Below are 25,937 nucleotides of genomic sequence, written 5' to 3' on the forward strand. Positions count from 1 at the left end.
CCACGGCGGGGGCCCGACGCGGGCCCGAAAACCCTTTGCCCCCGAACCGCGCCCCGGCGGATACTCCGACCGCCGAGAAGGAGCGCCGTTTGGAGATCCTCGTCCGCGCGCACTGCGCGGCCGCCCTCACCAGGCCCGTCACCCGGGTCCGGTTCCCGCCCCACGCCCACCGGAAGACCGGCAACGGCCCCCTCCCGGTCCTGAGGGAGACCGGCAGCCACGCCGTCGACCCCGCACCCTCCGGGCCGCCGTGGCGGCGCCGGGAGGAGCTCGCCGAGGGCGAGGCCGAAGCCCGCGGCCACCACCCGCCGGTCCGGACGACCTCCCACGGCCCGGCCGGCCGGGTGCTGCTCGCCCCCGCCGACGCCACCGGCACCGTCCCGGCCCCCGAACGCGTCCGCCTCGCCTGCTGCGGGACCACCGGCGACAACCTCTCCTGCGCCGCCTGCCCGCGCCCGGTCGGCGGCCACGACGACACGTGCGGGTACCGGCCCGCCGTCCGGCTCCACCCGGGCGGCGATCCGCCGCCGCGCAACCGGCGCCACGCCTGGTTCGGCGACCGACTGGTCGACGAAACCTTGGCCCGGCACTCCGCCGCCCGGGCCCGGTCGACGCGGTGACCCGCCGTCAGCTCGCCTCGGCGCCGGGTGTCGCGGCGGCGGGCGTTGCGGCGGCGGGCGTCGCGGACTCCCGAGCGGTACCGAGCAGCCACGTCCGGAAGTGCTCGAACGACAGCGCGGGCGACGCCGGGGAGTCCGGCCGCAGCGCCCCCGCCGGGAGGAACACCGCCCGGCAGCCCCGGCACAGCCAGGACGCCCGCCACGCCCGGTACGCCAGCTTCCACTGCTCGTGCGAGGCCAGCCCGCTCGCCGCCAGCCGCCGGTGCTCCGTCGACCGGCGGACCGCCACCGACGCCCAGTACAGGCCCGCCGCGAACCCGACCTTCAGCACGAGGGCGCCCAGGGCGCCCGGCAGGTCCTCGCCCCCGGATTGGACCAGCTCCACCACGGCGCGCAGCGAGGAGAGCATCGCGAACCCCGCCAGCAGGAGCAGCACCGTCCCGGTCCCGCTCGTGCCGGTCGGCTCGGGCGGCACCTCCAGCAGCCGGCGGGTCGGCCGGTCCAGTGGGGCGTCGTGGTCCCGCAGCGCGTCCGGGACGGGCAGGGTGCGGTCGGCCAGTGAGCAGGAGGGGCAGGCGGCAGCCATCGGCGGCGGCTCCAGAGCGTCGGACGCCCCGCGGCACGACGGCGCGCGAGGCCGGGGAGAGACAGGTCGGCCAGCACTATAAGCCCACCGCGCGACAATGCTCTTCCCACGGACGATCACCCGTGCCGTCCGCACCGCCCGTACCGCCCGCAGTACCTGAAGGAAGGTCACCGACCGTGCCCGCCGCACCCCACCCCCCGCTCGCCCACCCCCTGCTCGCCCACCTGCTGGCCGCCGCCGACGGCCGCTTCCCCCCGGCGGACGGGCGGGTCACCGTCCTGCCGCCGCTGCCCGGCGGCCTGGAGTGCTCGGTCGCCCTCACCGGCCACGCCCTGGTCGCCACCGCCCTCGACCCCCGCCAGGTGGCCGCTGCGGGCGCGGACGGCTACGGCGGCTCGCTCGACCCGCGCTTCCTGCTCCGCCTCTCCGGCCCCGACGGCTGGATCGGCGTCACCGACGCCACCCTCACCGCCCGCGCCACCGGCGGCCCGCCCCGCCTCCCCGCCCGCACCGACCAGGACGACCACCCCCGGGTCCGCTTCGCCCGCGACCTGCGCACCGACGTCACCGTCCACGGCGACGAACGCGGACTGGTCACCCTCTCCCACGGCCTGGCCGGCCGCCACGAACTCAGCATCGAACTCCACCCCACCCACCCCGACGGCCGCGGCCACGGCCGCTCCCTCCTCCGCGACGCCCTCACCCTCCTCCCCGCCGGCACCCCCGTCTTCGCCGCCGTCGCCCCCGGCAACGCCCGCTCCCTGCGCGCCTTCCTCGCCGCCGGCTTCACCCCCGTCGGCAGCGAGGTCCTGCTGCGCCCCGGTCAGTCCAGGTCGTCGGGGGCGGGCACGCCGCTGTAGGCCGGGGCGAAGAAGACCAGGACGGTCAGGTCCTCGGTGACGTCGTGGAAGCGGTGCCGTTCGCGGGCCGGGACGAACAGGGCGGTGCCGGGGCCGACGTCGACGGTGCGGTCGGCGGAGGTGAAGCGGGCCCGGCCGCGGCTGACCACGTAGACCTCGTCCTGCAGGTGGGGTGACTGGTCGTCGGTGCAGCCCGCCGGGAGCGAGTAGGTGCCGAAGCTCAGGGCGGGCACGCTCAGGTGCTCGGCGTAGTGGGCCGAACCGCCCGGGCCCGGGCGGAACTCGCCGCTGTCGATGATCTCCATGGCGGCCGATCCTCGCACGGGCGGGACGGGCGCGCAGGGGTTATCGCGGGGATAGCGGGGCGCGGGCGGCCGGTAGGTTCGGGGGATGGGTGCGCGGGAGGGGCCGCCGTCCGGCGGGATCGGGATCGGCGGGGCGGAGCTGGAGGCGCGCTGGGCCGGGGCCTGGCGGCCCGGGCGGGTGGCGCGGCGGCTGGAGGGGATCGCCGCGCCCTGGTACCTGGCGGCGGGCTGGGCGCTCGACCTGTTCCTCGGCGGGCAGTCGCGGCCGCACGAGGACCTGGAGATCGCCGTCCCGGCCGGGGAGTTCGCCCGACTGCGGGCGCGCTTCCCCGAGTTGGAGTTCGACGCGGTCGGCTGGGGGCTGACCTGGCCGGACGCCGGCCCGGCGGCGCTGGCCGCCACCCGGCAGACCTGGGCGCGGGACCCGGCGAGCGGGCAGTACCGGTTCGACGTGTTCCGCGAGCCGCAGGAGGACGGCAGGTGGGTCTGCCGGCGCGACGAGGGCCTGCGGCTGCCCTGCTCCGAGGTGATCGAGCGGACCGTCGACGGCATCCCCTACCTGCGGCCCGAACTGGCCCTGCTGTTCAAGGCCAGGGCCCTCCGGGACAAGGACCGGGGGGACGGGTGCTGCCCCGGCTCGGCCCGGACCGCCGCGCGGCCCTGGCCGGCTGGCTGCGCCGGGCCCACCCCGGGCACGAGTGGCTGGAGCGGCTGGGGCGGGGGTGAGGGCCCCGGCCGGGTGGGGGTCCGGCCGGGGCGGCTGCGGTGGCGGGTCAGCCGGTGGCGGGCCGGTCGGTGTTGGCGGCGAGGGTGACGGCGGTGATCCGGGCGCGCGGGAAGGCGTTGCGCTCCAGGGCGTCGACGGCGGCGGAGGCGAAGTCGCCGCTGGTGAGGCGGGCGGTGCCGGCGCCGTCCGGCAGCGGGGCGTCGGTGGCCGCCACCCGGTAGCGGCCGGTGCGGGCGCCCGGGACGAGGTCGATCGGGGGCGGGCTGAAGTACGTCCACTCCACCGGGGTGTCGGCGGCGCGCAGCAGGTCGAGCGCCGCCGCCTGGTCCCGGGCGGTCTCCAGGTACTGGGCGGGGAAGCCGGGGGAGTCGACGAAGCGCTCGCCCGGCGCGCGCTCCAGACTGCCGCCGCCGCCCACGAACAGCAGCCGCGGCACCCCCGCCTCCGGCAGTGCGGCGAGCAGCGCCCCGGCGGCGCGCGGCACCAGCCCGTCCGGCCCCTTGAGCGCGGCGACCACCGCGTCGTGCCCCGCCAGGACGGTGGCCAGCGCGGCCGCGTCCGCCGCGTCCGCGTCCGCCCGGCCGAGCGGGGTGACCCGGTGGCCCCGGCGCTCGGCCTCGCGGGCCACCTCGCCGCCGAGGTGCCCGCTCGCGCCGAGCACGGCTATCCGCAGCGGCCGGGGCTCGGCCAGCCGGTCGAGGAAGTCGGCGAGCAGCGGGGCGATCTCGGGCAGGCACTCCTCCAGGGCGAAGTGGCCGGTGTCGAACAGGTGCACCTCGGCGTCCGGCACGTCCCGCCGGTAGGCGGCGGCGCCGGCCGGGAGGAAGAACGGGTCGTTGCGGCCCCAGAGCACCAGCGTGGGCGGCCGGTGCTCGCGCAGCCAGCGTTGCCAGACCGGGTACGCCTCGACGTTGCCGTGGTAGTCCAGCGCCAGCGCGGTCTGGGCCTCGCGGCGGCCGGGCAGGTCGAGGAAGTGCTGGTCCAGCGTCCAGCCGTCCGGGGCGATCAGGGCGGGGTCGGCCGTGCCGCCCTCGTACTGGCCGCGCGTCACCTCCAGGGTGAACAGCGGCTGGACGGCCTCCGCCGCGCCCGGCTCACCGGTGCGGTGCGCGATCGTCTCGACCGCGAGCTCGGACAGGCCCTCCCGGTAGGCGTTGGCGTTCTGCACCACCAGCCCCGTGACCAGCTCCGGCCGGCGCGCGGCCAGCCGGAAGCCGACCGGGCCGCCGAAGTCGAAGGCGTACAGCGCGAAGCGCTCCAGGCCCAGGGCGTCGACGAAGCCCTCCAGCACCTCGGCCAGCGCGTCGAAGGAGTACGCGAAGGAGGCCGGGGCCTCGGTGTGCCCGAAGCCCGGGTAGTCCGGCGCGACCAGCCGGTACCGCGAACCGAGGACGTCGAACAGCCGGCGGAACTGGTGCGAGGCGGACGGGAAACCGTGCAGCAGCAACAGCACCGGAGCGCCCTCCGGCCCGGCGGCGCGGTAGAAGACGCGGACGCCGTCGACCTCCACGAAACGGTGCTCCACGCGGGGCACGGACAGGGGAAGCGGCATGCGGGCCCTCCAGGACGGGGCGGGGCAAACGCAGGTGATCCTGCGTTAGGCTCGATCCTGGCGGACCCGCCGCCGCTAACGCAAGGGGATTTCCATTTGGCCGCCGAGGAGACCGACGCCGCGCCGGGGAACGGGACGGACGGACCGCCCGCCCCCGGCACCCGCCGCCCGGGCGGCCGCACCGCCCGCACCAGGACCTCCGTCCTGGAGGCCGCCCTCGCCGAACTCGTCGAGCACGGCTACGCCGACACCCGGATCGACCGGATCGCCGGCCGCGCCGGAGTCGCCGCCACCACCGTCTACCGGCGCTGGGGCAGCCTGGAGAACGTCGTGGTCGACCTCGCCGACCACCTCGCCGTGACGATCACCCTGGGCGCCGGCACCACCCTGGAGGACGACCTGCGCACCGTCGCCCGCGCCGTCGTCGCCCTGCACGAGGACCCCGCGCACCGGGCCTGGCTGCGCGCCATGGTCTCCGCGGCGGCCGGCTCGGCGAAGGCCCGGGAGGCGCTGGCCGCCGTGCTGGCGGGCCGCCGCGAGAGCACCTCGGTGGCGGTGGCGGACGCGGTCGCCCGGGGCGAGGTCCCGCCCGGCACCGACCGGCACGAGGTGATCCGGGCCACCGTCGCCCCGCTCTACCTGCGGATGTACGTCACCGGCGAGCCGGTCGGCGCGGCCGAGGCCGACCGCGCCGCCGCGGCGGCCGCGCTGGCCGCCCGGGCCGGGCTGTACGTCCTGGCGGCGGGGGCGGACGAGGGCTGACCGGGGGAGGGCCGGCGGGGACCGACGGGGGCGGACGGGCGGTCAGCCTCGGCGGGACGCCAGGTGGGCGGCGGCGGTGCGCCAGGCGTCCGTCACGGCGGCGTGCGCCCGGGCGGTGGCGGCCGGGACGTCGCCGCGGAGCAGCAGCGGGGCCCCGAGGTGGACGTGCACCCGGGGGCGGCGCAGCGGAGCGGTGAGGACGCCGGCGACCTGCTTGGCGGTGGAGCCGGAGCTGATCCGGCGGGCGCCGGCCTGGCCGAGCGGGACCACCGGGGCGCCGTCGGCGGCGAGCCGGGCGAGGCCGGAGCGGAACGGGCCGGGCGGGGTGTCGGCGGCGTCCACCCGGCGGGGGAGCCGGCCCTCGGGGTAGATGACGACCACCCGGCCGGCGGCCAGCGCGGCCGCCGCCTCGTCCAGGGCCCGCGCGGCCCGGGCGGTGCCGCGGTGCACGGGGACGTGCCCCTCGCGGACCAGCGCGCCGCCCAGCAGCGGGATCCGCCACAGCCCGGCGGTCGCCAGCACGACCGGTTCGACGCCGAGCCGGCTGACGGCGGCCAGCACCAGGCCGGGGTCGATCAGCGAGGAGTGGTTGGCCGCGACGATGCTGCCGGGGGCGAGCACCGCGTCCTCGTCGGCGGAGAAGGTGAACCGCCCGAGGACCGGGACGACGGCGCGGGCGACGGCACTGAGCACGGGGCGTTCCTAGCGGCGGGACGGGCGGGGGCGGGGTTCGGCCCGGCCCATTGTGCCGGGGGCGCGGGCGCCGGTCCTGAGCCCGGGTACTCAACCCGGCGGGGCGGCGGGGCGGCGGGGCGGCGATGCGGCAGGGCGGCGGCGCGGTTCAGCGCAGGCGGCCGAAGGCGTCCGGGACGGGCAGGGTGGTCCAGCGGCCGACGGGCCAGACCAGCACGCGGGCGCGGCCGATGACGTCGTCGACGGGGACGAAGCCGCCCCCCGGGTTGTGGAGCTGCTGGTAGCGGGAGTCGCGGGAGTCGTTGCGGTGGTCGCCCATCACCCAGACGAAGCCCTCCGGGACCTCGACCGTGCCGACCGGGAAGTCGTCGCAGGGGGTCGATCCCGGGTACAGGTAGGGCTCGTCGAGGGCGGTGCCGTTGACCCTGACGGGCTGGCCCGCGGTGCACTCGACGGTGTCGCCGCCGATCCCGATCACCCGCTTGATCAGGTCCTTCTCGTCGACGGCGGGCATCAGCCCGAGGTGGCTCAGCACGCTCTGCAGCACGTTGCCGGAGCGGGTCGGCTCGGTCAGCCAGCCGCCCGGGTCCCGGAAGACGACGACCTCGCCCCGCGCGGGCCGCTCGCCCAGCCACGGGCTGAACTTGTCGACGGCCACCCGGTCGTCCTTCTGCAGGGTGCCCATCATCGAGCCGGACGGGATCACGAAGACCTGCACCAGGAAGGTCTTGACCAGCAGCGAGAGCAGCAGCGCCGAGACCACGCAGCCGACGAACGTCCGGGCCCGGGACGGGGCGAGCACCCGGCGCAGCAGGCGGCGGGCGGGCCCCTCCGGGGCGCCGTCCGGGGCGCCGTCCGGGGCGTCGGCGGGGGACGGGGGCTCCGCCCCCCGCGCGGGGTCGGTGGCGGTGCTGGTCACGGCGGCTCCCGCCCGGGGCGGTCGGGCCGCACCCGGAGGCGGGCGGCGGCGGGTGGTGACGTGCGGTCAGGACGGCCGACATCGTACGTGCACCGCGCGTGTGCCCGGCGTAAACCCGGTGCGGGGGCCGGGAACGCGCGTGTGCCGCGACCCGTCCCCCAACCGGTCGCGGCACACCCGTCCTACTGGGCCTTGCAGTTGTCGTTCAGGTGGTTCAGGTGCTCAGGAGCTCCCGGTGGCTACAGGCGCTGCCACAGGGCCGGGACGACGTCCGGGGTCCAGGTGCTCTGCGAGGTGTGGGCCTGCAGGCACTTGTAGCTGGCGCCGTTGTAGGTGACCACGTCGCCCGCGTTGTAGGCCACGCCGGCCGCCCAGGTGCCGCCGCCGGTGCCGCCGCCGTTGACCACCAGGGTGTAGCCGGTGGTGTGGGTGGCGGAGGTGCCGGTGCCGGTGACCGTGATGGTGTAGGTGCCGGCGGGGGTGGAGGAGGAGGTGGAGACCGTCAGGGTCGAGTTGCCGCCGCTGGTGACGGTGGACGGGCTGAACGAGACGGTGGCGCCGGACGGGGCGCCGCTCGCGGACAGCGACACGCTCTGCGCGCTGCCGGAGCTGGTGGTGGTGGAGAGGGTGGCGCTGGCGGCGGAGCCGGCCTGGACGGTGCCGGTGGACGGGTTCACCGCGAGGGTGAAGTCGTTGACCGGGGTGGTGGTGCCGCCGACCGAGGTCTTCCAGATCGCGTACGCCACGCCGTCCGCGTTCCGGTTCAGCACCGTCGCGTTGATGTTGGACGTGGTGTCGCACGAGGAGTGGTAGCAGGAGTCGTACGAGGCGCCCGCGGTGCCGCCCCACTTGGTGGCCTGCGAGGAGGACTTGGTGGCGCTGGCGCCCGCCGCATAGCCCGAGGTCGGGATGCCGCCCTGCTGGAAGGAGTAGTCGTCGGAACGGCCCTGGCCCTCGACGTTCTCCTCCGGCTGGAGGTTCAGCGAGTCCCAGTACGCCTTCAGCGGCGCCGCGGTGGCCGAGTTGACGTTGTTGATGAAGTAGCCGGCGTTGGTGGAGCCGACCATGTCGAAGTTGTAGTAGCCCTTGATCGCCGAGCGCTGGGTCGAGGAGAGCTGGCCCACGTAGTACTGCGAGCCCTGCAGGCCCTGCTCCTCACCGGCCCACCAGGCGAACCGGACGTGCCGGGTCAGGGTCGGGTTCTGCTGCGCCAGGACGAGCGCGTTCTCCAGCAGGACGGCCGAGCCGGAACCGTTGTCGTTGATGCCCGGGCCGGCCGAGACCGAGTCCAGGTGCGCGCCGAACATGGTGACCTGGTCGGACGGGCCGCCCGGCCAGTCGGCGATCAGGTTGTTGGAGGTGTAGGTGCAGGAGGTGCAGGTCTGCTCGCTGACGGTGTAGCCCGCCGCCTGCAGCTTGCCCTTGACGTACGCCAGCGACTGGGAGTAGCCGGCGGTGCCCGCCCGGCGGTTGCCGCCGTTCTGCTGGGCGATGGTGTACAGCTGGCTCAGGTGCGCCTGCACGTTGGCGACGTTGATGTCCGGCGCCGAACCGCCGGGGTTGCCCCCGCCGTTCACGGTCAGCTGGTACTGCGCGGTGTGGGTGGCCGGACCGGTGCCGGTCACCGTCAGGGTGTAGGTGCCCGCCGCGGTGTTCGCGCCGACGTTGACGTTCAGGGTCGCCGAGCCGCCGGACTGCACGGTGGACGGGGAGACCGTCGCGGTGGTGCCGGACGGCGCGCCGGTCACGGAGAGCGAGACGCTGGCGGCCGAGCCCGCGGTCACGGTGGTGGAGACCGTCGCGCTGGTGGAGCTGCCCGCCTGGACGGTGCCCGAGGACGGGTTCAGCGCCAGCGAGTAGTCGCTGTTGGTGCCGGTGCAGGTCGGGTCGCCGGCCTGGGCCGGAACGCTGACGGCATCCCAGGCGGCCTTGGTGCGGTTGAAGAAGTTGCAGCTCGCGTCGAGGTTCTTGGCCGCGGTCAGGGTCGCGGTCCGGTACTTCTTGTACGTCATGCCGCTGGTCTTGAGCAGCATGCCGCCGTAGAAGACCCGGCCCGCGTCACGGATGCCTATGCCGGTGACGGACGAGGAGTTGCAGGTCGGGCTGGTCGGCTTGCCGCCGCCCGGGTTGGAGCCCTCGGCCAGCAGGTAGAACCAGTGGTTCAGCGGGCCGGCCGCCGCGTGCTCCTCGGTGTTGGGGATCGAGGAGGAGTAGCAGTTCGGGTTGCCGGAGACCTGCGACGGGTTGTACATCACCCGGATCGGACCGGTGCCGACCAGGTTGATCATCTCGCCGACGGTGTAGTCCGGGCTGTCGTACGGCGCCGGCTCGTTGGCGTAAGCCTCGGTCAGCGCGCCCATGATGTCGCCGGTCGCCTCGCCCAGGCCCGCCTCGTTGTTGGCGCCGCCCGGGGTGTACTGGTCGAGGCCGTGGCCGAACTCGTGGCCCACCACGTCGATCGAGGCGATCCACTCGTTGGCCTGGCTGTGGCCGATCGAGACCGACGAGCCGTCCCAGTACGCGTTGACGTCGTTCAGGCCGACCTTGACCGGCCAGCTGCCGCCGTTGCCGTTGTGCCCGTTGCGACCCAGCCAGTCGCGGAGCATGTCCCACTCCTTCTGCGCCGCGAACATCACGTCGGCGCAGCCGGTCTCCTTGGAGGTGGCACTGCCGGTGCCCCAGGAGTCGGTGGACTTGCTGAAGACCTGCCCGGTCGAGTAGTCCGCGCACTGCAGACCCGGACGGCCCGGGTCGCGCAGCGAGTAGGAGCTGCCCGAACCGGTGGTGTTGATGGTCAGGCCCGCCGGGCCGTTCCACTTGCTGTTGATCGTGCCGGCCTTGACGTCGTCGTAGCTGTCCGCCACCTCACCGGTGACCGCGTCCACGAACACGTGCAGGTGGCTGGGCCGGTTCTCGGTGCTGCCGGTCAGCACCGACTCCCAGGCCAGCCGCGAGGTGCCGTCCTTGACCCGCACCACCAGCCGGGGCGCGTCCGCCGAGTCGACCTTCGCCAGCCGGGCGCGCGCCGCCTTCTCCGCGGCCGCCGCGCTCACCTTCGCCTTGGTCGGCACGCCGACCGGCCCGGTCGCCGCGTTCTGCACGCCGCGGACCTTGCCCTGACCGTCGGCGAGCACCACCGCGTCGCCGCCGACCACCGGCAGGCCCTTGTAACTGCGCTCGTAGGACACCGAGTACAGGCCGTTCAGGAACTGGGTGACGTTCCGGCGTTCATAGCTCTCGTCCGGGCCCTTGGCCAGCGCGTCCAAGCCGGCCGAAGCCGCCAGGTCCGCTGCGGAGACGGCGGCCGCCAGTGGGGTGGGGGCCGGCGGGGTGGGCAGGGGCGCGGCGTTCGCCTGTCCGGCGAAACCACCGAGCATGCCTCCCAGCACGGCCAGGGTGGTGCCGGCGGTCAGCAATCTGCGTTTCATCAGAGCTCCTCAGCTCCTCGGGTGTGGGGGTGCCCGGAACCCTCACACCGCCGCCATGGCCCGGTCAACGAACCTGACAACCTCCGGAGCGGGATGGCAAATTCCGTCAAAGACGGTGATCTAGAAGGCATTTGGCACCCCGTCAGCAAGGGTGCGAGGGCCCCCGCGAGGGGACGGGGGCGGGCGCACGCAAGGGCCCGAGCAAGGGCGATGGCAAAGAAGAGGTACAGACCACACCATGTACGCGGCCGGTCCCGGCGGGTACCGTCTGCTCACAGGAGCACCACGGAACGGAACGGAACGGCACCGGGGGAGGTGACGGCGGATGCTGGGAGCACCCAACCCGGTCGGACTGCCGGACGGCGGGACCCGACAGGAGTTCGGCGCCCTCTTGCGCCACTGGCGCCGCCACGCCGGCTGGACCCAGGCCCAACTCGGCGCCGCCGTCGGCTACGACCACACCGCCGTCAGCCGCCTCGAACACGGCGCCCGCCGCGCCACCCCCCGCCTGGTCCGGCAGATCGACGAACTCCTCGGCACCGGCGGCGAACTCACCCGCAGCCACGCCCGCGCCGAGAGCGCCGAGGGCGGCCGCCCCGCCCTGCCCTCGCACCTGCTCCGCCCCCCGCTGCCCCCCGGCACCGGACCCGCCCCCACCGCCACCCCCGCCGACCCCGTCCCCGCCTCGCTCCCCGACCACGACGTCCAGTGCCCGCTGCACGGCGCCACCGGCTGCCAACTCCCGCCCCCCGCAACGGCCGTCGCCCTGCACGCCGCGTTCTGCGCCGACCCCGCCGCACCCCTCGACACCGACACCGTGCACGCCCTCGCCGCCGTCCTCGCCGCCGCCCTCGGCGCCCAGCACCACGGCGCCGGACGGGCCGTCGGCGAACGCGGACCCGGCGACCTGATCGAAGGCACCCTGCGCGCCGTCGTCACCCGCCTCGCCGACGCCCCCACCCGGCACCGCCGCGTCCTCGCCCGCCTCGCCGCCGAACACGCCCACGCCGCCGGCAGCCTGCGCCTGCACGGCGGACGGCCCGCCACCGCGATGGCCTGCTTCGACCGCGCCCTCGGCTGGGCCGCCCTCGCCGACGACCCCACCACCCAGGCCGCCGCGCTCAGCGACATGGCCGTCCTCGGCCTGCTCGACGACGACCCCGCCTCGGCCGGCGACTACGCCCGCGAGATCCGCCGCGCCGCCCCCGGACGCCACTGGTCCGACGCCCTCGCCGACCTCGGCGAAGCCCGCGCCACCGCCCTGGCCGGCGACATCCGCAGCACCGTCCGGCACATCGGCCGGGCCCGCCAGCACCTCGACCGGCCCGGCACCGTCGCCGCCGAGGAACACGTGCCCTGGCTCGCCCCCGCCGCCCTCCGGCTGCGCGTCGAATCCGGCTCCTCCGCCGCCCTGCGCGACCTCGCCGCCGCCACCGCCGACCCCCGCCTCGCCCGGCGCGCCCTCACCGCCGCCACCGCCGCCCTCGAACTCCTCGGCGACGGACAGCTCCCCGCCGCCCGCGCCATGCTCACCGTCCGGATCGCCGACTGCCACCTGTGCGCCGACGACCCGCACACCGCCCTCGCCGCCCTCGCCCCGCTGCTCACCGCCGACCGCACCCCGCCGCCCGCGCTGCCCGCCCTCGTCCGCCACGAACTGCGCGGCCTGCGCGGCCGGTTGGCGGCCGGCGCCGACCGCTGGGGACCGACCGCCGCCGCGGCGGCGGCACGGCTGGGCGCGGTAGTCTGACGGCGCGGCGCGCCGCCGTCCCCCACCGGACCCCGCTGCTCAGCAGGCCGTCGCCTGAGCGCCGACCAGCCCCCACCCGGCGTCGCGGGCCCGCCGCCAGACCGGCACCAGCGAGTCCAGCAGGGCGTCCGCGTCCTCCGGCCGGACCTCGTCCAGCACCTCGTGCAGGCGCCGCCCGGCCGCCGCCCGCCGCGCCGGGTCGAGCGAGAACGCGGCCTCGACGGCCGGGAAGGCGGCCCGCACCCGCGCCGGGTCCAGGACGAAGTTCCCGCACCAGCCCGGCAGCGCCGCGAACCGCTCCGCCCCCACCGCGTGGGCCAGCCCCAGCGCCGGCCACCCCTTGCGGCAGGCCACCGCCAGGAACGGCCCCGACTTCCCGTGGGCGTCCCACACCTCGTACAGCGCGCCGAGGTGGTCCTCCAGCAGGTCGGGCGCGGCCCACGCGTACCCCGCCTCCCCGTCCCGTAGGTCCAGCCCGCCGGCCCGCCAGCGCTCGAACGCCGCCCGGCTCCCGGCGGCCCGCGCCGCCACCAGCGGCCCGAACAGCGCCGCCAGGTCGGCGGCGACCGGACCGGGGACCGGCATGACGACCCACCACCCCGTGACACTCACGCGCGGCAGCCTACGCGGCGCCGGCGACACCCGGTGCCCGGTGCCCGGTGGGGGAAAACCGTTGGAGCCGGCGGGACCGGCGCACCAGACTGTCCGGCGGGCCCGGCGACCGGGCCGTCGGAGAACCACGACGGGAGCAGCCGGTTTGACGGAGACCACGCCCCACGACGCCGCACGCGGCACCTTCACCCGGGCGGCACTCGCCCGCCTGGCCCTGAGCGACACCGGCGTCGACCTCGCCGACGCGGCGGGGAGCCTGGCGATCACCCGCTTCGACGACCAGACCGGCCCGGGCGGCCGGGTCAGCGAAGCCGTCACCCTGCGGGCGGTCGCCGACCGGCTGCTCGTCCGGGCGGTGGTCTTCGAACGCGAACGCGGCAGCTCGTGGGAGCGGATCGGCCACTACCTCGGCACCGACGCGGCCGACGCCCGGGCCCGCTTCACCCCCGCGGTCGACCGCTGGCAGCGCGCGTTCGAGCAGCCGTACCGCCCGGACGCGACCGGCCGCAAGCGCGTGCCCCAACTGCCCACCGCCGCCTACGACCCCGAGACCGCCTGCCGCCGACTCGACCTCGCCGTACGCCTGCGCACGTTCTTCCGCGACGAGCACCCGGTCAGCGGCGCCCTCCGCCCGACCCCTCCGAGCGATGACCGGCCGCCGCCGGACTACGACCTCGACGGCCGGATCCGGCGCCGCGACCTCGGCCTGTTCACCCACCTGCTGGCCGAGTTCGCGCACGAATCCACGCCCACCGACTGGGACGCCGCCACGGCACACGTGCGCAGCACCGACCAGGACGACCCCGCCACCTGGGACACCCACCCGGTCGAGGGCCCGAGCACGTCGCTGCGCGTCCGCCTGGCGACCGTCACCGGCCGCGACGACCTCGTCGAGGCCGTCGTCACGGGCGCGACGGACGCCGCACTCCGGCTGCGGATCGACACCCTATTCGCGGCCCTCGGCCCGGACGCCTGAGCCCGCCCGGGCGCGGCGGTGACGTCAACGGCGTCGACCCGAACCGGGGCGGGCCGTGACGCCGCCGCACGCGCCGCGCACCAGGAGCCGACACCGAACGGCTCGACCGTCCGGATACCGGACTTCAGCCGCTGGTCGGTGGAAGAATCGGATCCGTGACGACCGTACGAGGGGACTTCGAGCTGACCATGGACGAGTTGCGCGCCGTCGCACGCTACGCGGTGGAGAGCGCCGAGGACGTCCTCCCCGTGTTCCGGGCCGCCAACCCCCGCGACCCTCGTCCTCGTGCGGCCATCGACGCCGCATGGGAGTTCGTGAACGGCGCGAGAAGGACCAATCTCCAGCGCGTCACCGCCCTGGAAGCTCACCGCGCGGCGAAGGAGGCGGCCACCGAAGCCGAACGGCTCGCCGCGCGCGCCGCCGGCGATGCCGCCGCCGCGGCGTACCTTCATCCGATCGCGAAAGCCACCCAGGTGGGCCACATCCTGCGGGCCGCCGCGAGCGCGGCGCTCGTGGGGGAGCTGAACGCAGGCGGTGACTCCGCCGTCGGGCTCCAGTTGATCGAGCAGGCCCGGCAGCGCGCCACACCGGTCCTGATCGACGTCCTCCACCGGTACCCCCTCGCACCGACCGGCAAGAGCCGTGCCGCGCGACTCATGACCATCCTGGACACGTCCCTGCGCGCGTCCCGCTGACCGACCGTTGCGAAATGAGTCCGGCTTGAGCGCCGGGCGGTCGAGGTGCCGAGCCGGCGGAGCCCTGTTCGTGTCGGCCGGCGGGGTGGCCGTCGGCGGTGGAGGGGACGCCTCAGGAGCAGGTGTCGCAGATCCGGGTGGCGGGGAGCTGGACGCGGCACCGCGGGCAGACCGGGGCCGGTCGTTCGGCGGCGGCGGCCGCGCGGCGGCGTTGGACGGCCTGCTGGTAGCGCGGTGCGAGGGCGGCGGTGCCGCCGCCGGGCGGGAGGTCGGGGCAGAACGTCCGGTAGCAGGCCAGGCGGGCGTCGGCGGCGTGCAGTTCGCGGGCGTGCGCGTCGGCGGCCGGGGGCAGGCCGGCGGCTTCGAGGACTTCCCGGTAGCCCTCGCCGACCATGCCGTCGTCGGCGTGCACCACCAGGGCGGTCAGCGGCGGGTGCGCGCGGTCGAGGGTGGCGCGGATGACCCGGCCGAGCACCCCGCCGATCCAGTTGTGCAGCAGGACGCTGGTGTGCACGCCGGACTCCCGCTGCACGGCGGCGCCGAGGTCGCCGTAGGTGATGACGGCGTGGTAGCGCGAGGCGACGCCGACCAGCAGCGGGTAGGCCGCCGCCCCCCAGGCGTCCAGGGCGTCGGCGCGGCTGACCGGTGCGTTCCGGCCCTCCTCCGTCCGCCAGTACCCCGAGGTCCGCTGCGCCATGATCTCCCCGCCCCGTCCGCCGTCGTCCGCTGCTGTCCGGAGGCTACCGGTACGGCCCGGCGCGGCCCCGACCGGGGTGCGGTGGAAGGGAGGTGACGAATCGTCAGCTCGACGGGTCGCACTGTTCGTTGAGGCGGCCGAAGGGGACGTGGACGCTCGGGGTGGTGCGGGAGGCGCTGGCGACGTGGGTGGTCTGGTCGTCGAAGAAGAGGTGCGGGCGGAGCACCTTCATGATCTCGCCCTTGTCGATGCCGCCGAGGAAGAACGCGTCGTTGGCGCGCAGGCCCCAGCGCTTCAGGCTCAGCACGGCGCGCTCGTGGGCGGGCGCGTTGCGGGCGGTGACGAGCGAGACCCGGACGCGGGGGCGGTAGCCGGGGTCCTTGCGGCGTTCCTCCTCCTCGTGGTGCTGGATCCGGTTCACGGCCGCGAGGAAGTCCCGGAGCGGCCCGGCGTCGTGCGGGACGTCGGCGTGGGCGAGCTCGTGCGCGCGGAAGCCCTCGATGCCGTCGGCGGTGAAGACCCGCTCGGAGGCGTCGTCGGCGAGGATCCCGTCGAAGTCGAAGGAGATCCGCAGCTCCCGGTCGTCCGGGTCGTCCTCGACCAGCGGGCCCAGGACGTGTCCGGCGGGCAGGCCCGCGTCGACGGCCGCGCGGACGTCGGCCCGGTTCGCGGAGAGGAACAGCGACATGTTGAGCGCCGGCACGAACCGGTGCGGCGACCTGCCCTGGGTGAACACGGCCCGGCTGATCGGCAGGCCGCGGCTGCGGATGGAGCGCATCACCCGCAGCCCGGTGTCGGGGTCGTTGCGGGACAGCACGATGACCTCGACCAACGGGTCGTCGGCGGCGGGGGAGAGGTCGTTCAGCGCCAGCAGGCGCCGGACGAACGGGAAGGCCGCCCCGGGGCGGAGGGTGTCGTCGAGGTGCTCCTCCTGGTGGGCGCGGTAGCCTTCCTCGCCGTGCTCCCGGAAGACCGCGTCCGACTCGGTCAGGTCGAACAGCGCGCTGGAGGCGATGCCGACGACGAGCCGCCGGGAGAGGTCGTAGGGCATCTCGTCCACCTCTCCGCGCCCGAACGCCCGCCATTCTCGCACCGGCGTGCGAACGCTCCGGCGGGAGGGGCCCGGGGCGGGAGTCGGGGGGCCCGGGGAGGGGCGCTCAGAGGGCGGAGATGCGCTGCAGCAGCTCGTTGAGGGTGGCGCGGTCGTCGGGGGAGAGCGGGGCGAGCAGGTCCTCGGTGACGCGGCGGCTGTCCCGGTCGGCGGTGCGCAGCAGCTCGCGGCCGGCGGCGGTGAGGACGACCTGGCGGCTGCGGCGGTCGGCCGGGTCGGGGCGGCGCTCGGCCAGGCCCAGGCGCTGGAGGTCGTCGAGCAGCGAGACGATCGCGCTGGGGTCGTAGCCGAGCCGGTCGGCGAGTTCGCGCTGGCGGACGCCGTCGACGCTGTCGAGGTAGCGCAGGACCGCGTGGTGGCGCAGGCGCAGGCCGTGCTGCTCCAGGGCGGCGTTGAACGCGCTGCCGGAGCGCTGGCCGAGGCGGTACAGCAGGTAGCCGGTGTCGGCCTGCAGGCCGTGCATCCAGGGGGCGTCGCTCATGCGGCCATCATGCCAGAGCGAAGATGTTCAAACCAATCATTGACAACAACAATGATTGTTCCTAGCTTCAATGGCCATGAGCAACGAACCCCGCAGTGAAACCACCCACCCCCTCGACCTCACCGGCAAGGTCGCCGTGGTCACCGGCAGCGGCCGCGGCCTCGGCCTGGCCTACGCCACCGCACTGGCCGCCGCCGGCGCCTCCGTCGTGGTCAACGACCTGGACGCCGGGGCCGCCGGGGCCGCCGCCGAGGCGATCGGGGCCGCCGGCGGCCGGGCCGTCGCGGTCGCCGCCGCCGTCGGCACCGCCGAGGCCGCACAGGCCCTGGTCGACGGGGCAGTCGAGGCCTTCGGCCGGCTCGACGTGATGGTCACCAACGCCGGCATCCTGCGCGACAGGGTGCTGTGGAAGATGACCGACGAGGACTTCGACGCCGTCGTCACCACCCACCTGCGCGGCACCTTCACCTGCGCCCGGGCCGCCGCCGTCCGGATGCGCGAGCAGGGCGAGGGCGGCCGGCTGATCATGGTCGGCTCCCCGGCCGGCCAGCGCGGCAACTTCGGCCAGACCAACTACGCCGCCGCCAAGGCCGGCATCGCCGCGATGGTGCGCACCTGGTCGATGGAGCTCGGCCGGGCCGGCATCACCGTCAACGCCGTCGTCCCGATCGCCGCCACCGCGATGACCGAGACCGTCCCGGCCTTCGCCCCGTACGTCGAGGCGATGCGGCGGGGCGCCCCGCTGCCCGACTTCCTGCGCAAGGGCGAGGGCTTCGGCACCGCCGAGGACTGCGCCACACTGGTCCCGTTCCTCGCCTCCGACGCCGCCGCGGGCGTCACCGGCCAGTGCGTCGGCATCGGCGGCGACAAGCTCGCCCTCTGGTCGCACCCGCAGGAGGTCGCGGTGGCCTACGCCGACGGCGGCTGGAGCCCCGGGACGATCGCCGCCACCTGGGCCACCGGCGTCGGCCGCGAGCCGCAGACCGTCGGCATCCCCGCCCCCGCCGTCCCGGGGCGGGCGGAGTGAACCCCGCCGAACTGACCGCGATCGACGTCCACACCCACGCCGAGGTCTCCGCGCACGGCCACGCCTCGCTCGACGCGGAGCTGAACGACGCCTCCAGCGGCTACTTCAAGGTCGACGGGGCGCACCGCAGGCCGACGCTGCCCGAGACGGCCGCGTACTACCGCGAGCGGAAGATGGCGGCCGTGGTCTTCACGGTCGACGCCGAACACGCCACCGGCCGCCCGCCCGTCCCCAACGAGGAGGTCGCCGAGGCCGCCGCCGCCAACGCCGACGTCCTCATCCCGTTCGCCTCGATCGACCCGTTCCGCGGCAGGGCGGGCGTCCGGCAGGCCCGCCGCCTGGTCGAGGAGCACGGGGTCCGGGGCTTCAAGTTCCACCCCAGCATCCAGGGCTTCTTCCCCAACGACCGGCTCGCCTACCCGCTGTACGAGCTGATCGAGGAGACCGGCACCGTCGCGCTCTTCCACACCGGCCAGACCGGCATCGGCGCGGGCGTCCCCGGCGGGGGCGGGATCCGGCTCAAGTACTCCAACCCGCTGCACGTGGACGACGTCGCCGCCGACTTCCCGCACCTGAAGGTGATCCTGGCCCACCCGTCCTTCCCCTGGCAGGACGAGGCGCTGGCCGTCGCCACCCACAAGCCCGGCGTGCACATCGACCTCTCCGGCTGGTCGCCGAAGTACTTCCCGCCGCAGCTCGTCCAGTACGCGAACACCCTGCTCAAGGACAAGGTGCTGTTCGGCTCCGACTACCCCGTCCTCACCCCCGACCGCTGGCTCGCCGACTTCGCGAAGCTGCCGATCAAGGACGAGGTCCGGCCGAAGATCCTCAAGGACAACGCCGCCCGCCTGCTCGGCCTGACCTGACCGGACCCGGTCCCCCGCGCCCCCGAAAGGCTGACCCACCCTCATGCGCAACCAGGGAATCGGCTCCTGGCCCGCCCGCCGCGCCCGGAAGACCCCGCACCGCACCGCCCTCGTGCACGGCGGCCACCGGCACAGCTACGCCGACCTGCACGAACGCAGCACCCGACTGGCCCACGCGCTGCGCACCGCCGGCGTCCGCCGCGGCGACCGGATCGCCTACCTCGGTCCCAACCACCCCTCCTTCCTGGAGGCGCTGTTCGCCGCCGGCCTGCTCGGCGCGCTGTTCGTCCCGCTCAACACCCGCCTCGCCCCGCCCGAGATCGCCTACCAGCTCGACGACTGCGGGGCCCGGGCACTGATCCACGCCCCCGGCTGCGCCCCGCTGGTGCCGTCCGGCGCGGTGCCGGTGACGGTGGAGACCGGCGGGGTCTACGAGTCCTGGCTGGCCGGGGCCGACAGCACCCCGATCGACGAGCCGGTCGGCCCTGACGGCACCTGCCTGATCATGTACACCTCGGGCACCACCGGCCGTCCCAAGGGCGCGCTGCTCACCCACGGCAACCTCACCTGGAACGCCTACAACGTGCTGGTCGACACCGACCTGCTCGCCGACGACGTCGCCCTGGTCTCCGCCCCGCTGTTCCACACCGGCGGCCTCAACATGCTCACCCTGCCGGTCCTGCTCAAGGGCGGCACCTGCCTGCTCACCGAGTCCTTCGACCCGGCCTCGGCACTGGAACTGATCGCCCGGGAGCGGGTCAGCTACATGTTCGGCGTGCCGACCATGTACGACCTGATGGCCCGCCAGGACGGCTGGGCCGACGCCGACCTGCGCAGCCTGCGGATCCTCAACTGCGGCGGCGCACCCGTCCCGCGCCCGCTGATCGACACCTACCTGCGCCGGGGACTCTCCTTCCAGCAGGGCTACGGCATGACCGAGGCCGGCCCCGGCGTGCTCTTCCTGGACGCCGAGCACGCCGTCGGCAAGGCCGGCAGCGCGGGCGTCCCGCACTTCTTCACCGACGTGCGCCTGACCGTCGCGGACGGGCGGGAGGCCGGCGTCGGCGAGGTCGGCGAGGTCCTGGTCAGCGGCCCCCACGTCGGTCCCGGCTACTGGGGCCTGCCCGAGGCCACCGCGCGCGCCTTCCACGGCGAGTGGTTCCGCAGCGGCGACGCCGCCCGCGCCGACGCCGACGGCTACCTCACCATCGCCGACCGGATCAAGGACATGTACATCTCCGGCGGCGAGAACGTCTACCCCGCCGAGGTCGAGGAGGCCGTCCTCGCCCTGCCCGGCGTCGCCGAGTGCGCCGTCTACGGTGTGCCCGACCCCAAGTGGGGCGAGGTCGGCCGGGCTGTCGTCGTCCCCGCCGAGGGCGCCACCGTCGACCCGGACGCGCTGCTCGCCGCGCTGGTCGGCGTCCTCGCCAAGTACAAGCTGCCCAGGACGGTGGTGCTCGCGGACGAACTCCCGCGTACCGCCTCCGGGAAGATCCTCAAGCAGCGGCTCCGCGCCCAGCACGGCGGCTGACCACCCCAGATCCACCCCACCCCACCCCACCCCCTCGCACCAGAAGGCCCTCCCATGGCACTCACCGTCAACGGACTCGACGCCCTCAAGGCCCTGGCCGGCACCGACCTCGGCACCAGCGGCTGGCTCGACGTCACCCAGCAGCGCATCGACACCTTCGCCGACGCCACCGACGACCACCAGTGGATCCACACCGACCCCGAGCGCGCCGCCGCCGGCCCGTTCGGCGCGCCCATCGCGCACGGCTACCTGACGCTCTCGCTGTTCATCCCGCTCTTCACCGAACTCCTCGAGGTCGAGGGCGTCACCACCAAGGTCAACTACGGCCTGAACAAGGTCCGCTTCCCCTCCCCGGTCAAGGCCGGCTCGCGGATCCGGCTGGCCGCCCGCCTCACCGAGGTCGAGGAGGTGCCCGGCGGCCTGCAGATCACCGTCGACGGCGCCATCGAGATCGAGGGCGCGACCAAGCCCGCCGCCGTCCTGCAGAGCGTCTCCCGCTTCTACGCCTGACGACGGCCCGGGGGGCGGGCGGGGGGCAGGCGGGGGAGGGGGTCGGCGGCGGGCGATATTCGGACGACATCCGGCTGACGCACTGTTAGGGTCCCGGCCATGGCAGTGCTCAGACAGTTCCAGGTCACCTTCGACTGCGCGGATCCCGTCCGCCTCGCCCGCTTCTGGTGCGAGGTGCTCGGCTACGAGTCAAAGCCCCCGGGGGGCGCCGCGAGCTGGGAGGAGTATGAGGCCGGGCTCCCGACCGAGAAGCGCGGCTCGTGGGCCGCGTGCACCGACCCCACCGGTGTCGGGCCGCGGCTCTACTTCCAGCGCGTCCCCGAGGGCAAGGTGGTCAAGAACCGCGTCCACCTCGACGTCCGGGTCGGCACCGGCCTGATCGGCAAGGAACGGCTCGCCGTGCTGGAGGCCGAGTGCGCCCGGCTGCTGCCCCTCGGCGCCGTCCGGGTCCAGCTGCTGTACGACGGCGGCGACGACTCGTGCATCGCCATGCAGGACATCGAGGGGAACGAGTTCTGCATCGACTGACCTCGGGCCGTCGGCGCCCCCACTGTGGGAGCCCGGCGGCATGACCGCCGGGACCGGGGACCTGCTCGACGGGGCGGCGCGCAGCACGGACGGCCGGGTCACCGCCGAGGTGCTCGGCTTCGACGGGGAGCGGGTGCGGCTGTCGCTGAACGCCGCCGCGCCCGCCGAACCCCGGGCCTTCCGGCGCGGCCTCGAACGCGGAACGCCGCTCTCCGGGACGCCGTTCTCCGGGACGGTCGCGGCGATCGAGCGCTTCGGCGTGTTCGTCGCATTGGACGACGGCCCCGCGCACCCGCTCTTCCCCGGTGCGCGCCGGGGATGAATTCGCACGACCGTGCTGAAACCTCGGGTAGGCTCGGCGGCATGACGGAGACCCAGGCGGGGGACGCTCCCGCACTCGACCTCGTGACGCTCGACGCCCGCGCACTGGCGGTCGCCCGTTCCCTCGTCGACCGGATCGACACCGGCATGCTCGGCCTCGCGACGCCCTGCGGCTCGTGGACGCTCGGGCGGCTGCTCGCGCACATGACCGGCCAGAACCACGGCTTCGCGGCCGCCGCCCGAGGCGGCGGCCGCGACCTCGCCGACTGGTCGGACCGCCCGGTCGACGACGACCCGGCCGGGCTGTTCGCCGCCTCGGCCGCGGACGTCGAGACCGCCTTCGCCGCGGAGGGCGTCCTCGAACGCGACTTCTGGCTGCCCGAGATCCGCGACGGCGGCCGGTTCCCCGGCCGGCAGGCCGTCGCCTTCCACTTCCTCGACTACGTCGTCCACAGCTGGGACGTCGCGGTCTCGATCGGCGTCGAACCGGCCCTCGCCCCCGCCCTGCCCGCCGCCGTCCTCCCGATCGCCCGGCTCGTCCCGGCCGGCCCCGCCCGGGAGGCCCCGGGCGCCGCCTTCGCCCCCGCCCTACCGTCCCCGACCGGGGACGGCGACGGGCACGACGGCGACCCGCTCGCCCTGGTGCTGCGCCTGCTCGGCCGCGACCCGGACTGGACCGCGCCGTCGGCCGACCGTCGCTGACGGGCCGTCAGGGGCGGGGCAGGCGGCTCGGCGCGGTCGAGACGCCCGCCGACGGGGACGGCGACGAACCGGCCCGCCCCGCCGGGCCCGGCCCGGCCGTCGGGGACGACTTGTCCGAACGCCCGGTTAGGGTGCCGGCGAACGGTCGTCGGAGGGTGCGGAGGGGCAGTGGCGCGGTACGGGGGAGAGCACGGGACCGAGGCGGTGGCGGCCGAACTGCCGGACGAGGACGCCTTCGTCCTGCCGGAGGCCTGGCGCCCGCTGGTGGCGCCGCTCCGCCGGGGCGGGGCGCCCGTCCCGGCGGCGGACCGGCCGGCGGTGGACCCGGAGGAGGCCTACCAGCGGGAGGTGCGGGCGGTGGACGCCCGGGCGGAGCAGATCGAACGGCTGCTGGCCGCCGAGGGGGCCGACCCCCGGGCGGTGGCCGCCGCCCTCACCCACCTGAACGGGCAGGGATGGGACGCGCTCGGGGCGGCGCTCACCGCCGCGATGATCCGCGAGTCGGTCGAACCGGACCACCTGCGGCGGGAGTTCGCGGACCGGGTGGCCTGGACCGGGCTGTCGTTCGCGGTCCGGGCCGTCCTGGCCTCCTTCGACGCGGACCTCCTCTGGAGCGGCAACCGCCGCCGGCCGGCCGTCCTGGACCTGGAGGGCGACGACTACGTCGACCTGACCGCGCAGTACGGCCTGCTGGCGCTCGCCCGGCAGGCCCTGGCCGAGGCACCCGAGGACGAACACGCCGCCCTGGTCCAGGAGTTGGCCCGGCTGCGGACCACGCCGGTCCGGCGGGCGGCCATCGCGCAGCTGGTGCCGGAACGGGCCGACTGGGTGGACGAGAGCCTGGCCGAACTGCCCGCCGGCCACAGCCGGACCGCCACCGTGCTGCGCACGCTGCTGCTGCCCGCGCTCGGCGGCCCGGAGCAGGTGGAGCGCTTCGGACCGGCGAACGGCGGACCGCTGCACCGCTGGACGCCCGCCCTGGTGGCCACCCTCGCCGACCGGGCCGGCCCGGCGGCCGCGCCGCTGCTGGCGAGCGCCCTGCACCGGGACGCGTACGGCGAGAAGCAGCGCGAATTCGCCGGGATGCTCGCCGAGTTCCCGACCGACGGGGCGATGGCCGCCCTCGCCGCACTCGTCGGCCGGCCGCACCTGCGCGGCGTCCTGCAGGCGGCGGCGCAGCGCTTCCCGGTGCGGGCCGCGCGGGTGCTGTCGACGGCGGCGCGGGCCGGCGGCGCGAACGGGCCGGTCCTCCGGGACGTGCTCGACCGGACCGTCGCGCTGTGGCGTGCCCGGCTGCCGGAGATCCTGGAGCGGCTGGACGAGGACGGCGCGGCGTACGTCCGCACGCTGGAGAGCGCGCGGGAGCGGCTGCCCGAGGCCCCGCCGCAGGCGCTGCCCGCGCTGCTGGTCCGGCCGCCGTGGGAGGAGCGGCGCACCGCCCACCGGCCGGTGCCGCTGACCGGCCTCGTCGCGGACCGGGAGGCTCGACTGGTCTGGCGGGAGGGCGAGGCGCAGTCGTTCGCGGCCGGTGCGGACCCGTCCCGGCGGCACCCGGCGGAGGGCGACCGGCCGCAGGCCGCCGCGCCGCCGCCCGACCGCTTCGACTGGCGGGCGGCCCGGATGCTGGCCGAGGGCCCGCCCGAGCGGGTGGCGGGCCTGCTGGAGAGCTGGCAGCCGACGGGGTACCTGGGCGGCGACGGCTACCTGAAGCAGGTGCTGGGCCGGCACGGGACGGCGGCGTTGCGGCTGCTGCACCTCGCCGCCCGGGACCGGCCGGAGGGCGTCGTCCCGCTGCTGCTGCCGGTGCTGGACGCGCGGACGGCGGAGCTGATGGCGCACGCCCTGCTGCGGTCGAAGCCGCTCCGTCCGGTGGCCCGCTCCTGGTTCGCCCGGCACGGGGTGGCGGGCGCGCTGCCGCTGGTGCCGGCCGCGGTCGGCGCGGCCGGCCCGGAGCGGCAGGCGGCCGAGCACGCGCTGCACCGGGTCGCGGCCCGCGCGGGCGCGCGGGAACTCGGGGCGGCGGTGGCCGAGCGCTACGGGCCGGAGGCCGGGGCGGCGGTCGCCGAGGTGCTCGGCACCGGCGGCCTGGTGCGGGCGCTGCCCGCCCGGATGCCGAAGCCCCCGCAGTGGCTGCAACCGCGGACGCTGCCGCAGGTGCTGCTGGCGGACGGCGGCGGCGCGCTGCCCGAGACGGCGGTGCGCAACCTGCTGACCATGCTGCGGCTGGGCGGGCCGGGCGAACCCTACCCGGGCCTGGCGCTGGTGACCCCGGCGCTGCGGGCCGACACGGCGGCCGCGTTCGCCTGGGCGGTGTTCGAGGAGTGGCGGCACGCGGGGACGCCGTCCAAGGACAGCTGGGCGCTGCACGCCCTCGGTGAACTCGGCGACGACGGCACCGCCCGCCGGCTGGCCCCGGTGCTGCCCCGGCTCTCCCACCAGCGCGCGGTGGACGGCCTGGACGCGCTGGCCGCCATCGGCAGCGTCGAAGCCCTGGCGCAGGTGCACGGCATCGCCCGGACGGCCGGCCCCGGCGCGTTCCGGGACCGGGCGCGGGAGCGGGTCGACGCGATCGCCGAGTCGACGGGCCTGACCGCCGAGCAGCTGGCCGACCGCCTGGTCCCCGACCTGGGCCTGGCCCCGGACGGCACCGAGGTCGTGGACTACGGCGCGCGGACGTTCACCGTCGGCTTCGACGAGGGGCTGCGGGCGTACGTCCTGGACGCCGGGGGCAGGCGGCGCGCCGGCCTGCCCGCGCCCGCCACCGGGGACGACCCGGCCCTGGCGGCTGCCGCGCGCAAGCGGTTCACCGCGCTGAAGAAGGACGTCCGGGCCTTCGCCGCCGAGCGAACCGCCCGGCTGGAGGCCGCGATGATCGCCGAACGCTCCTGGAGCACCGACGAGTTCACCCGCCTGCTGGCCGGCCACCCGCTGCTCGGCCCGCTGGTGCGCCGACTGCTCTGGACGGCCGACGGCACCGCGTTCCGGATCGCCGAGGACCGCAGCTACGCCGACCGCGACGACAAGCCGTTCGCCCTGCCCGCGGACGCCGCCGTCCGACCGGCCCACCCCCTGCGCCTGGGCGCGGACCTGGCGGCCTGGACGGAGCTGTTCGCCGACTACGAGATCGTCCAGCCGTTCCCGCAACTCGCCCGGCCGGTGCGTGCCTTGAGCGCCGAGGAAGCGGCCGGGCACCGGCTGCACCGGTTCGAGGGGCGCACCGTCCCGGTCTGGCGGCTGCTCGCACTGGCCCGGCGCGACTGGCAGCACGACGACCCCGGGCACCGCCTCGGCGCCGTGGCGGACCGGTTCGCCAAACCGCTGCCGGACGGCGGGCACCTGGTGGTCGAACTCGACCCCGGCGTCCGGGTGCACGCCCCCGCCGAGGCGGTCGAGCAGACCCTGGTGGCGGTGCGGCTCGACGGCCGCCCCGGCCCCCGCCCGCCGGAGGGAGGGGCCCGGGCCGGGCGGTTCGGCGGGCTGGGTCCGGTCGTCGCCTCCGAACTGCTCGCCGAACTGGAGGAGTTGACGGCCGACTGAGCGGGCGGCGGGAGCGCGGGAAACGAGCGTGCGGCGGGGCCTGCCCCCGGGGCCGAGGCCGGCCGAGGCGGGCCCGAATGCGTTTGACGCCGGGTCGGCCCCCTGACAGAGTGCTCCCGCAGCGCGACCGAACGCGTTCAA

General features: G+C 75.9%; 25 protein-coding genes. 15 read left to right on the forward strand and 10 right to left on the reverse strand.

Annotated features, from left to right (window positions below; all coding sequences use genetic code 11):
• Positions 1 to 89: 89 nt before the first annotated feature.
• On the forward strand, positions 90 to 620 hold the full coding sequence (locus ACZ3J7_RS12600; RefSeq protein WP_465619695.1) for a hypothetical protein: 531 nt from the start codon (positions 90 to 92) through the stop codon (positions 618 to 620).
• 7 nt (positions 621 to 627) lie between these two features.
• Here ACZ3J7_RS12600 and ACZ3J7_RS12605 read toward each other — a convergent pair whose 3' ends face one another.
• Entirely contained in the window at positions 628 to 1,206 is a 579-nt protein-coding gene (locus ACZ3J7_RS12605) for a hypothetical protein (RefSeq protein ID WP_465619697.1), read from the reverse strand.
• A 176-nt stretch (positions 1,207 to 1,382) separates the two neighbouring features.
• Between ACZ3J7_RS12605 and ACZ3J7_RS12610 the strand changes: the two genes are divergently transcribed.
• Positions 1,383 to 2,066 (forward strand): GNAT family N-acetyltransferase, encoded by a 684-nt coding sequence (locus ACZ3J7_RS12610; protein ID WP_465619699.1) that lies wholly within the window; start codon positions 1,383 to 1,385, stop codon positions 2,064 to 2,066.
• On the opposite strand, the gene ACZ3J7_RS12615 is transcribed toward ACZ3J7_RS12610, so the two are convergent.
• The gene (locus ACZ3J7_RS12615; RefSeq protein WP_465619701.1) at positions 2,030 to 2,371 is read right to left on the reverse strand and encodes a cupin domain-containing protein; all 342 of its coding nucleotides are present in this window, start codon (positions 2,369 to 2,371) and stop codon (positions 2,030 to 2,032) included. The two genes, ACZ3J7_RS12610 and ACZ3J7_RS12615, sit on opposite strands and share 37 nt — an antisense overlap.
• Before the next feature lie 85 nt (positions 2,372 to 2,456).
• Here ACZ3J7_RS12615 and ACZ3J7_RS12620 point away from each other — a divergent pair, with 85 nt between their 5' ends.
• On the forward strand, positions 2,457 to 3,185 hold the full coding sequence (locus tag ACZ3J7_RS12620; protein WP_465619703.1) for a nucleotidyltransferase domain-containing protein: 729 nt from the start codon (positions 2,457 to 2,459) through the stop codon (positions 3,183 to 3,185).
• Here ACZ3J7_RS12620 and ACZ3J7_RS12625 read toward each other — a convergent pair.
• The gene (locus tag ACZ3J7_RS12625; protein WP_465619705.1) at positions 3,145 to 4,623 is read right to left on the reverse strand and encodes an alpha/beta fold hydrolase; all 1,479 of its coding nucleotides are present in this window, start codon (positions 4,621 to 4,623) and stop codon (positions 3,145 to 3,147) included. The two genes, ACZ3J7_RS12620 and ACZ3J7_RS12625, sit on opposite strands and share 41 nt — an antisense overlap.
• Before the next feature lie 123 nt (positions 4,624 to 4,746).
• Here ACZ3J7_RS12625 and ACZ3J7_RS12630 point away from each other — a divergent pair, with 123 nt between their 5' ends.
• The gene (locus ACZ3J7_RS12630; protein WP_465619707.1) at positions 4,747 to 5,412 is read left to right on the forward strand and encodes a TetR/AcrR family transcriptional regulator; all 666 of its coding nucleotides are present in this window, start codon (positions 4,747 to 4,749) and stop codon (positions 5,410 to 5,412) included.
• Positions 5,413 to 5,454: 42 nt separating this feature from the next.
• Here ACZ3J7_RS12630 and ACZ3J7_RS12635 read toward each other — a convergent pair whose 3' ends face one another.
• From ACZ3J7_RS12635 to ACZ3J7_RS12645, 3 genes are all read right to left on the reverse strand, one after another.
• Positions 5,455 to 6,105, reverse strand: coding sequence for a lysophospholipid acyltransferase family protein (locus tag ACZ3J7_RS12635; protein WP_465619708.1), 651 nt, complete (start codon positions 6,103 to 6,105; stop codon positions 5,455 to 5,457).
• Positions 6,106 to 6,253: 148 nt separating this feature from the next.
• Positions 6,254 to 7,024 carry a signal peptidase I gene (gene lepB / locus ACZ3J7_RS12640; RefSeq protein ID WP_465619710.1) on the reverse strand — a complete coding sequence of 257 codons (771 nt, stop codon included), beginning with the start codon at positions 7,022 to 7,024 and terminating at the stop codon, positions 6,254 to 6,256.
• Positions 7,025 to 7,263: 239 nt separating this feature from the next.
• Positions 7,264 to 10,452, reverse strand: a complete 3,189-nt coding sequence (locus ACZ3J7_RS12645; RefSeq protein WP_465619712.1) for a M28 family peptidase — start codon at positions 10,450 to 10,452, stop codon at positions 7,264 to 7,266.
• 325 nt (positions 10,453 to 10,777) lie between these two features.
• On the opposite strand from ACZ3J7_RS12645, the gene ACZ3J7_RS12650 reads away from it, so the two are divergent.
• Positions 10,778 to 12,202 (forward strand): helix-turn-helix domain-containing protein, encoded by a 1,425-nt coding sequence (locus ACZ3J7_RS12650; protein WP_465619714.1) that lies wholly within the window; start codon positions 10,778 to 10,780, stop codon positions 12,200 to 12,202.
• A gap of 39 nt (positions 12,203 to 12,241) precedes the next feature.
• Here ACZ3J7_RS12650 and ACZ3J7_RS12655 read toward each other — a convergent pair whose 3' ends face one another.
• Entirely contained in the window at positions 12,242 to 12,814 is a 573-nt protein-coding gene (locus ACZ3J7_RS12655) for a hypothetical protein (protein ID WP_465619715.1), read from the reverse strand.
• 145 nt (positions 12,815 to 12,959) lie between these two features.
• On the opposite strand from ACZ3J7_RS12655, the gene ACZ3J7_RS12660 reads away from it, so the two are divergent.
• Entirely contained in the window at positions 12,960 to 13,790 is an 831-nt protein-coding gene (locus tag ACZ3J7_RS12660) for a hypothetical protein (protein ID WP_465619717.1), read from the forward strand.
• 155 nt (positions 13,791 to 13,945) lie between these two features.
• Positions 13,946 to 14,485 (forward strand): putative immunity protein, encoded by a 540-nt coding sequence (locus ACZ3J7_RS12665; RefSeq protein WP_465619719.1) that lies wholly within the window; start codon positions 13,946 to 13,948, stop codon positions 14,483 to 14,485.
• Positions 14,486 to 14,597: 112 nt separating this feature from the next.
• Here the strand turns inward: ACZ3J7_RS12665 and ACZ3J7_RS12670 are convergent, their stop codons facing one another.
• The 3 genes from ACZ3J7_RS12670 to ACZ3J7_RS12680 all read right to left on the reverse strand — a co-directional run bounded on the left by ACZ3J7_RS12670 (position 14,598) and on the right by ACZ3J7_RS12680 (position 16,774).
• Positions 14,598 to 15,182, reverse strand: coding sequence for a hypothetical protein (locus tag ACZ3J7_RS12670; protein WP_465619722.1), 585 nt, complete (start codon positions 15,180 to 15,182; stop codon positions 14,598 to 14,600).
• Between the two features lie 103 nt (positions 15,183 to 15,285).
• Positions 15,286 to 16,233 (reverse strand): 5'-nucleotidase, encoded by a 948-nt coding sequence (locus ACZ3J7_RS12675; protein WP_465619724.1) that lies wholly within the window; start codon positions 16,231 to 16,233, stop codon positions 15,286 to 15,288.
• Positions 16,234 to 16,339: 106 nt separating this feature from the next.
• The gene (locus tag ACZ3J7_RS12680; RefSeq protein WP_465619726.1) at positions 16,340 to 16,774 is read right to left on the reverse strand and encodes a MarR family winged helix-turn-helix transcriptional regulator; all 435 of its coding nucleotides are present in this window, start codon (positions 16,772 to 16,774) and stop codon (positions 16,340 to 16,342) included.
• 70 nt (positions 16,775 to 16,844) lie between these two features.
• On the opposite strand from ACZ3J7_RS12680, the gene ACZ3J7_RS12685 reads away from it, so the two are divergent.
• The 8 genes from ACZ3J7_RS12685 (at position 16,845) to ACZ3J7_RS12720 (ending at position 25,796) form a co-directional block, all read left to right on the forward strand.
• Positions 16,845 to 17,801: an SDR family NAD(P)-dependent oxidoreductase gene (locus ACZ3J7_RS12685; RefSeq protein WP_465619728.1), complete on the forward strand. Its 957-nt coding sequence runs from the start codon at positions 16,845 to 16,847 to the stop codon at positions 17,799 to 17,801.
• Complete coding sequence (locus ACZ3J7_RS12690) at positions 17,798 to 18,667, forward strand: amidohydrolase family protein (protein ID WP_465619730.1); 870 nt, start codon at positions 17,798 to 17,800, stop codon at positions 18,665 to 18,667. Before ACZ3J7_RS12685 ends, ACZ3J7_RS12690 begins: the two co-directional genes overlap by 4 nt.
• Before the next feature lie 43 nt (positions 18,668 to 18,710).
• Positions 18,711 to 20,198: an acyl-CoA synthetase gene (locus tag ACZ3J7_RS12695; RefSeq protein ID WP_465619732.1), complete on the forward strand. Its 1,488-nt coding sequence runs from the start codon at positions 18,711 to 18,713 to the stop codon at positions 20,196 to 20,198.
• Between the two features lie 54 nt (positions 20,199 to 20,252).
• Positions 20,253 to 20,708: a MaoC family dehydratase gene (locus tag ACZ3J7_RS12700; protein ID WP_465619734.1), complete on the forward strand. Its 456-nt coding sequence runs from the start codon at positions 20,253 to 20,255 to the stop codon at positions 20,706 to 20,708.
• A 99-nt stretch (positions 20,709 to 20,807) separates the two neighbouring features.
• The gene (locus tag ACZ3J7_RS12705; protein WP_465619736.1) at positions 20,808 to 21,236 is read left to right on the forward strand and encodes a VOC family protein; all 429 of its coding nucleotides are present in this window, start codon (positions 20,808 to 20,810) and stop codon (positions 21,234 to 21,236) included.
• A 40-nt stretch (positions 21,237 to 21,276) separates the two neighbouring features.
• Positions 21,277 to 21,558, forward strand: a complete 282-nt coding sequence (locus tag ACZ3J7_RS12710; protein ID WP_465619738.1) for a hypothetical protein — start codon at positions 21,277 to 21,279, stop codon at positions 21,556 to 21,558.
• 41 nt (positions 21,559 to 21,599) lie between these two features.
• Entirely contained in the window at positions 21,600 to 22,259 is a 660-nt protein-coding gene (locus ACZ3J7_RS12715; protein ID WP_465619740.1) for a TIGR03086 family metal-binding protein, read from the forward strand.
• Between the two features lie 168 nt (positions 22,260 to 22,427).
• On the forward strand, positions 22,428 to 25,796 hold the full coding sequence (locus ACZ3J7_RS12720) for a DUF4132 domain-containing protein (protein ID WP_465619742.1): 3,369 nt from the start codon (positions 22,428 to 22,430) through the stop codon (positions 25,794 to 25,796).
• Positions 25,797 to 25,937: the final 141 nt, after the last annotated feature.

Source organism: Kitasatospora sp. NPDC015121, from assembly GCF_055562955.1.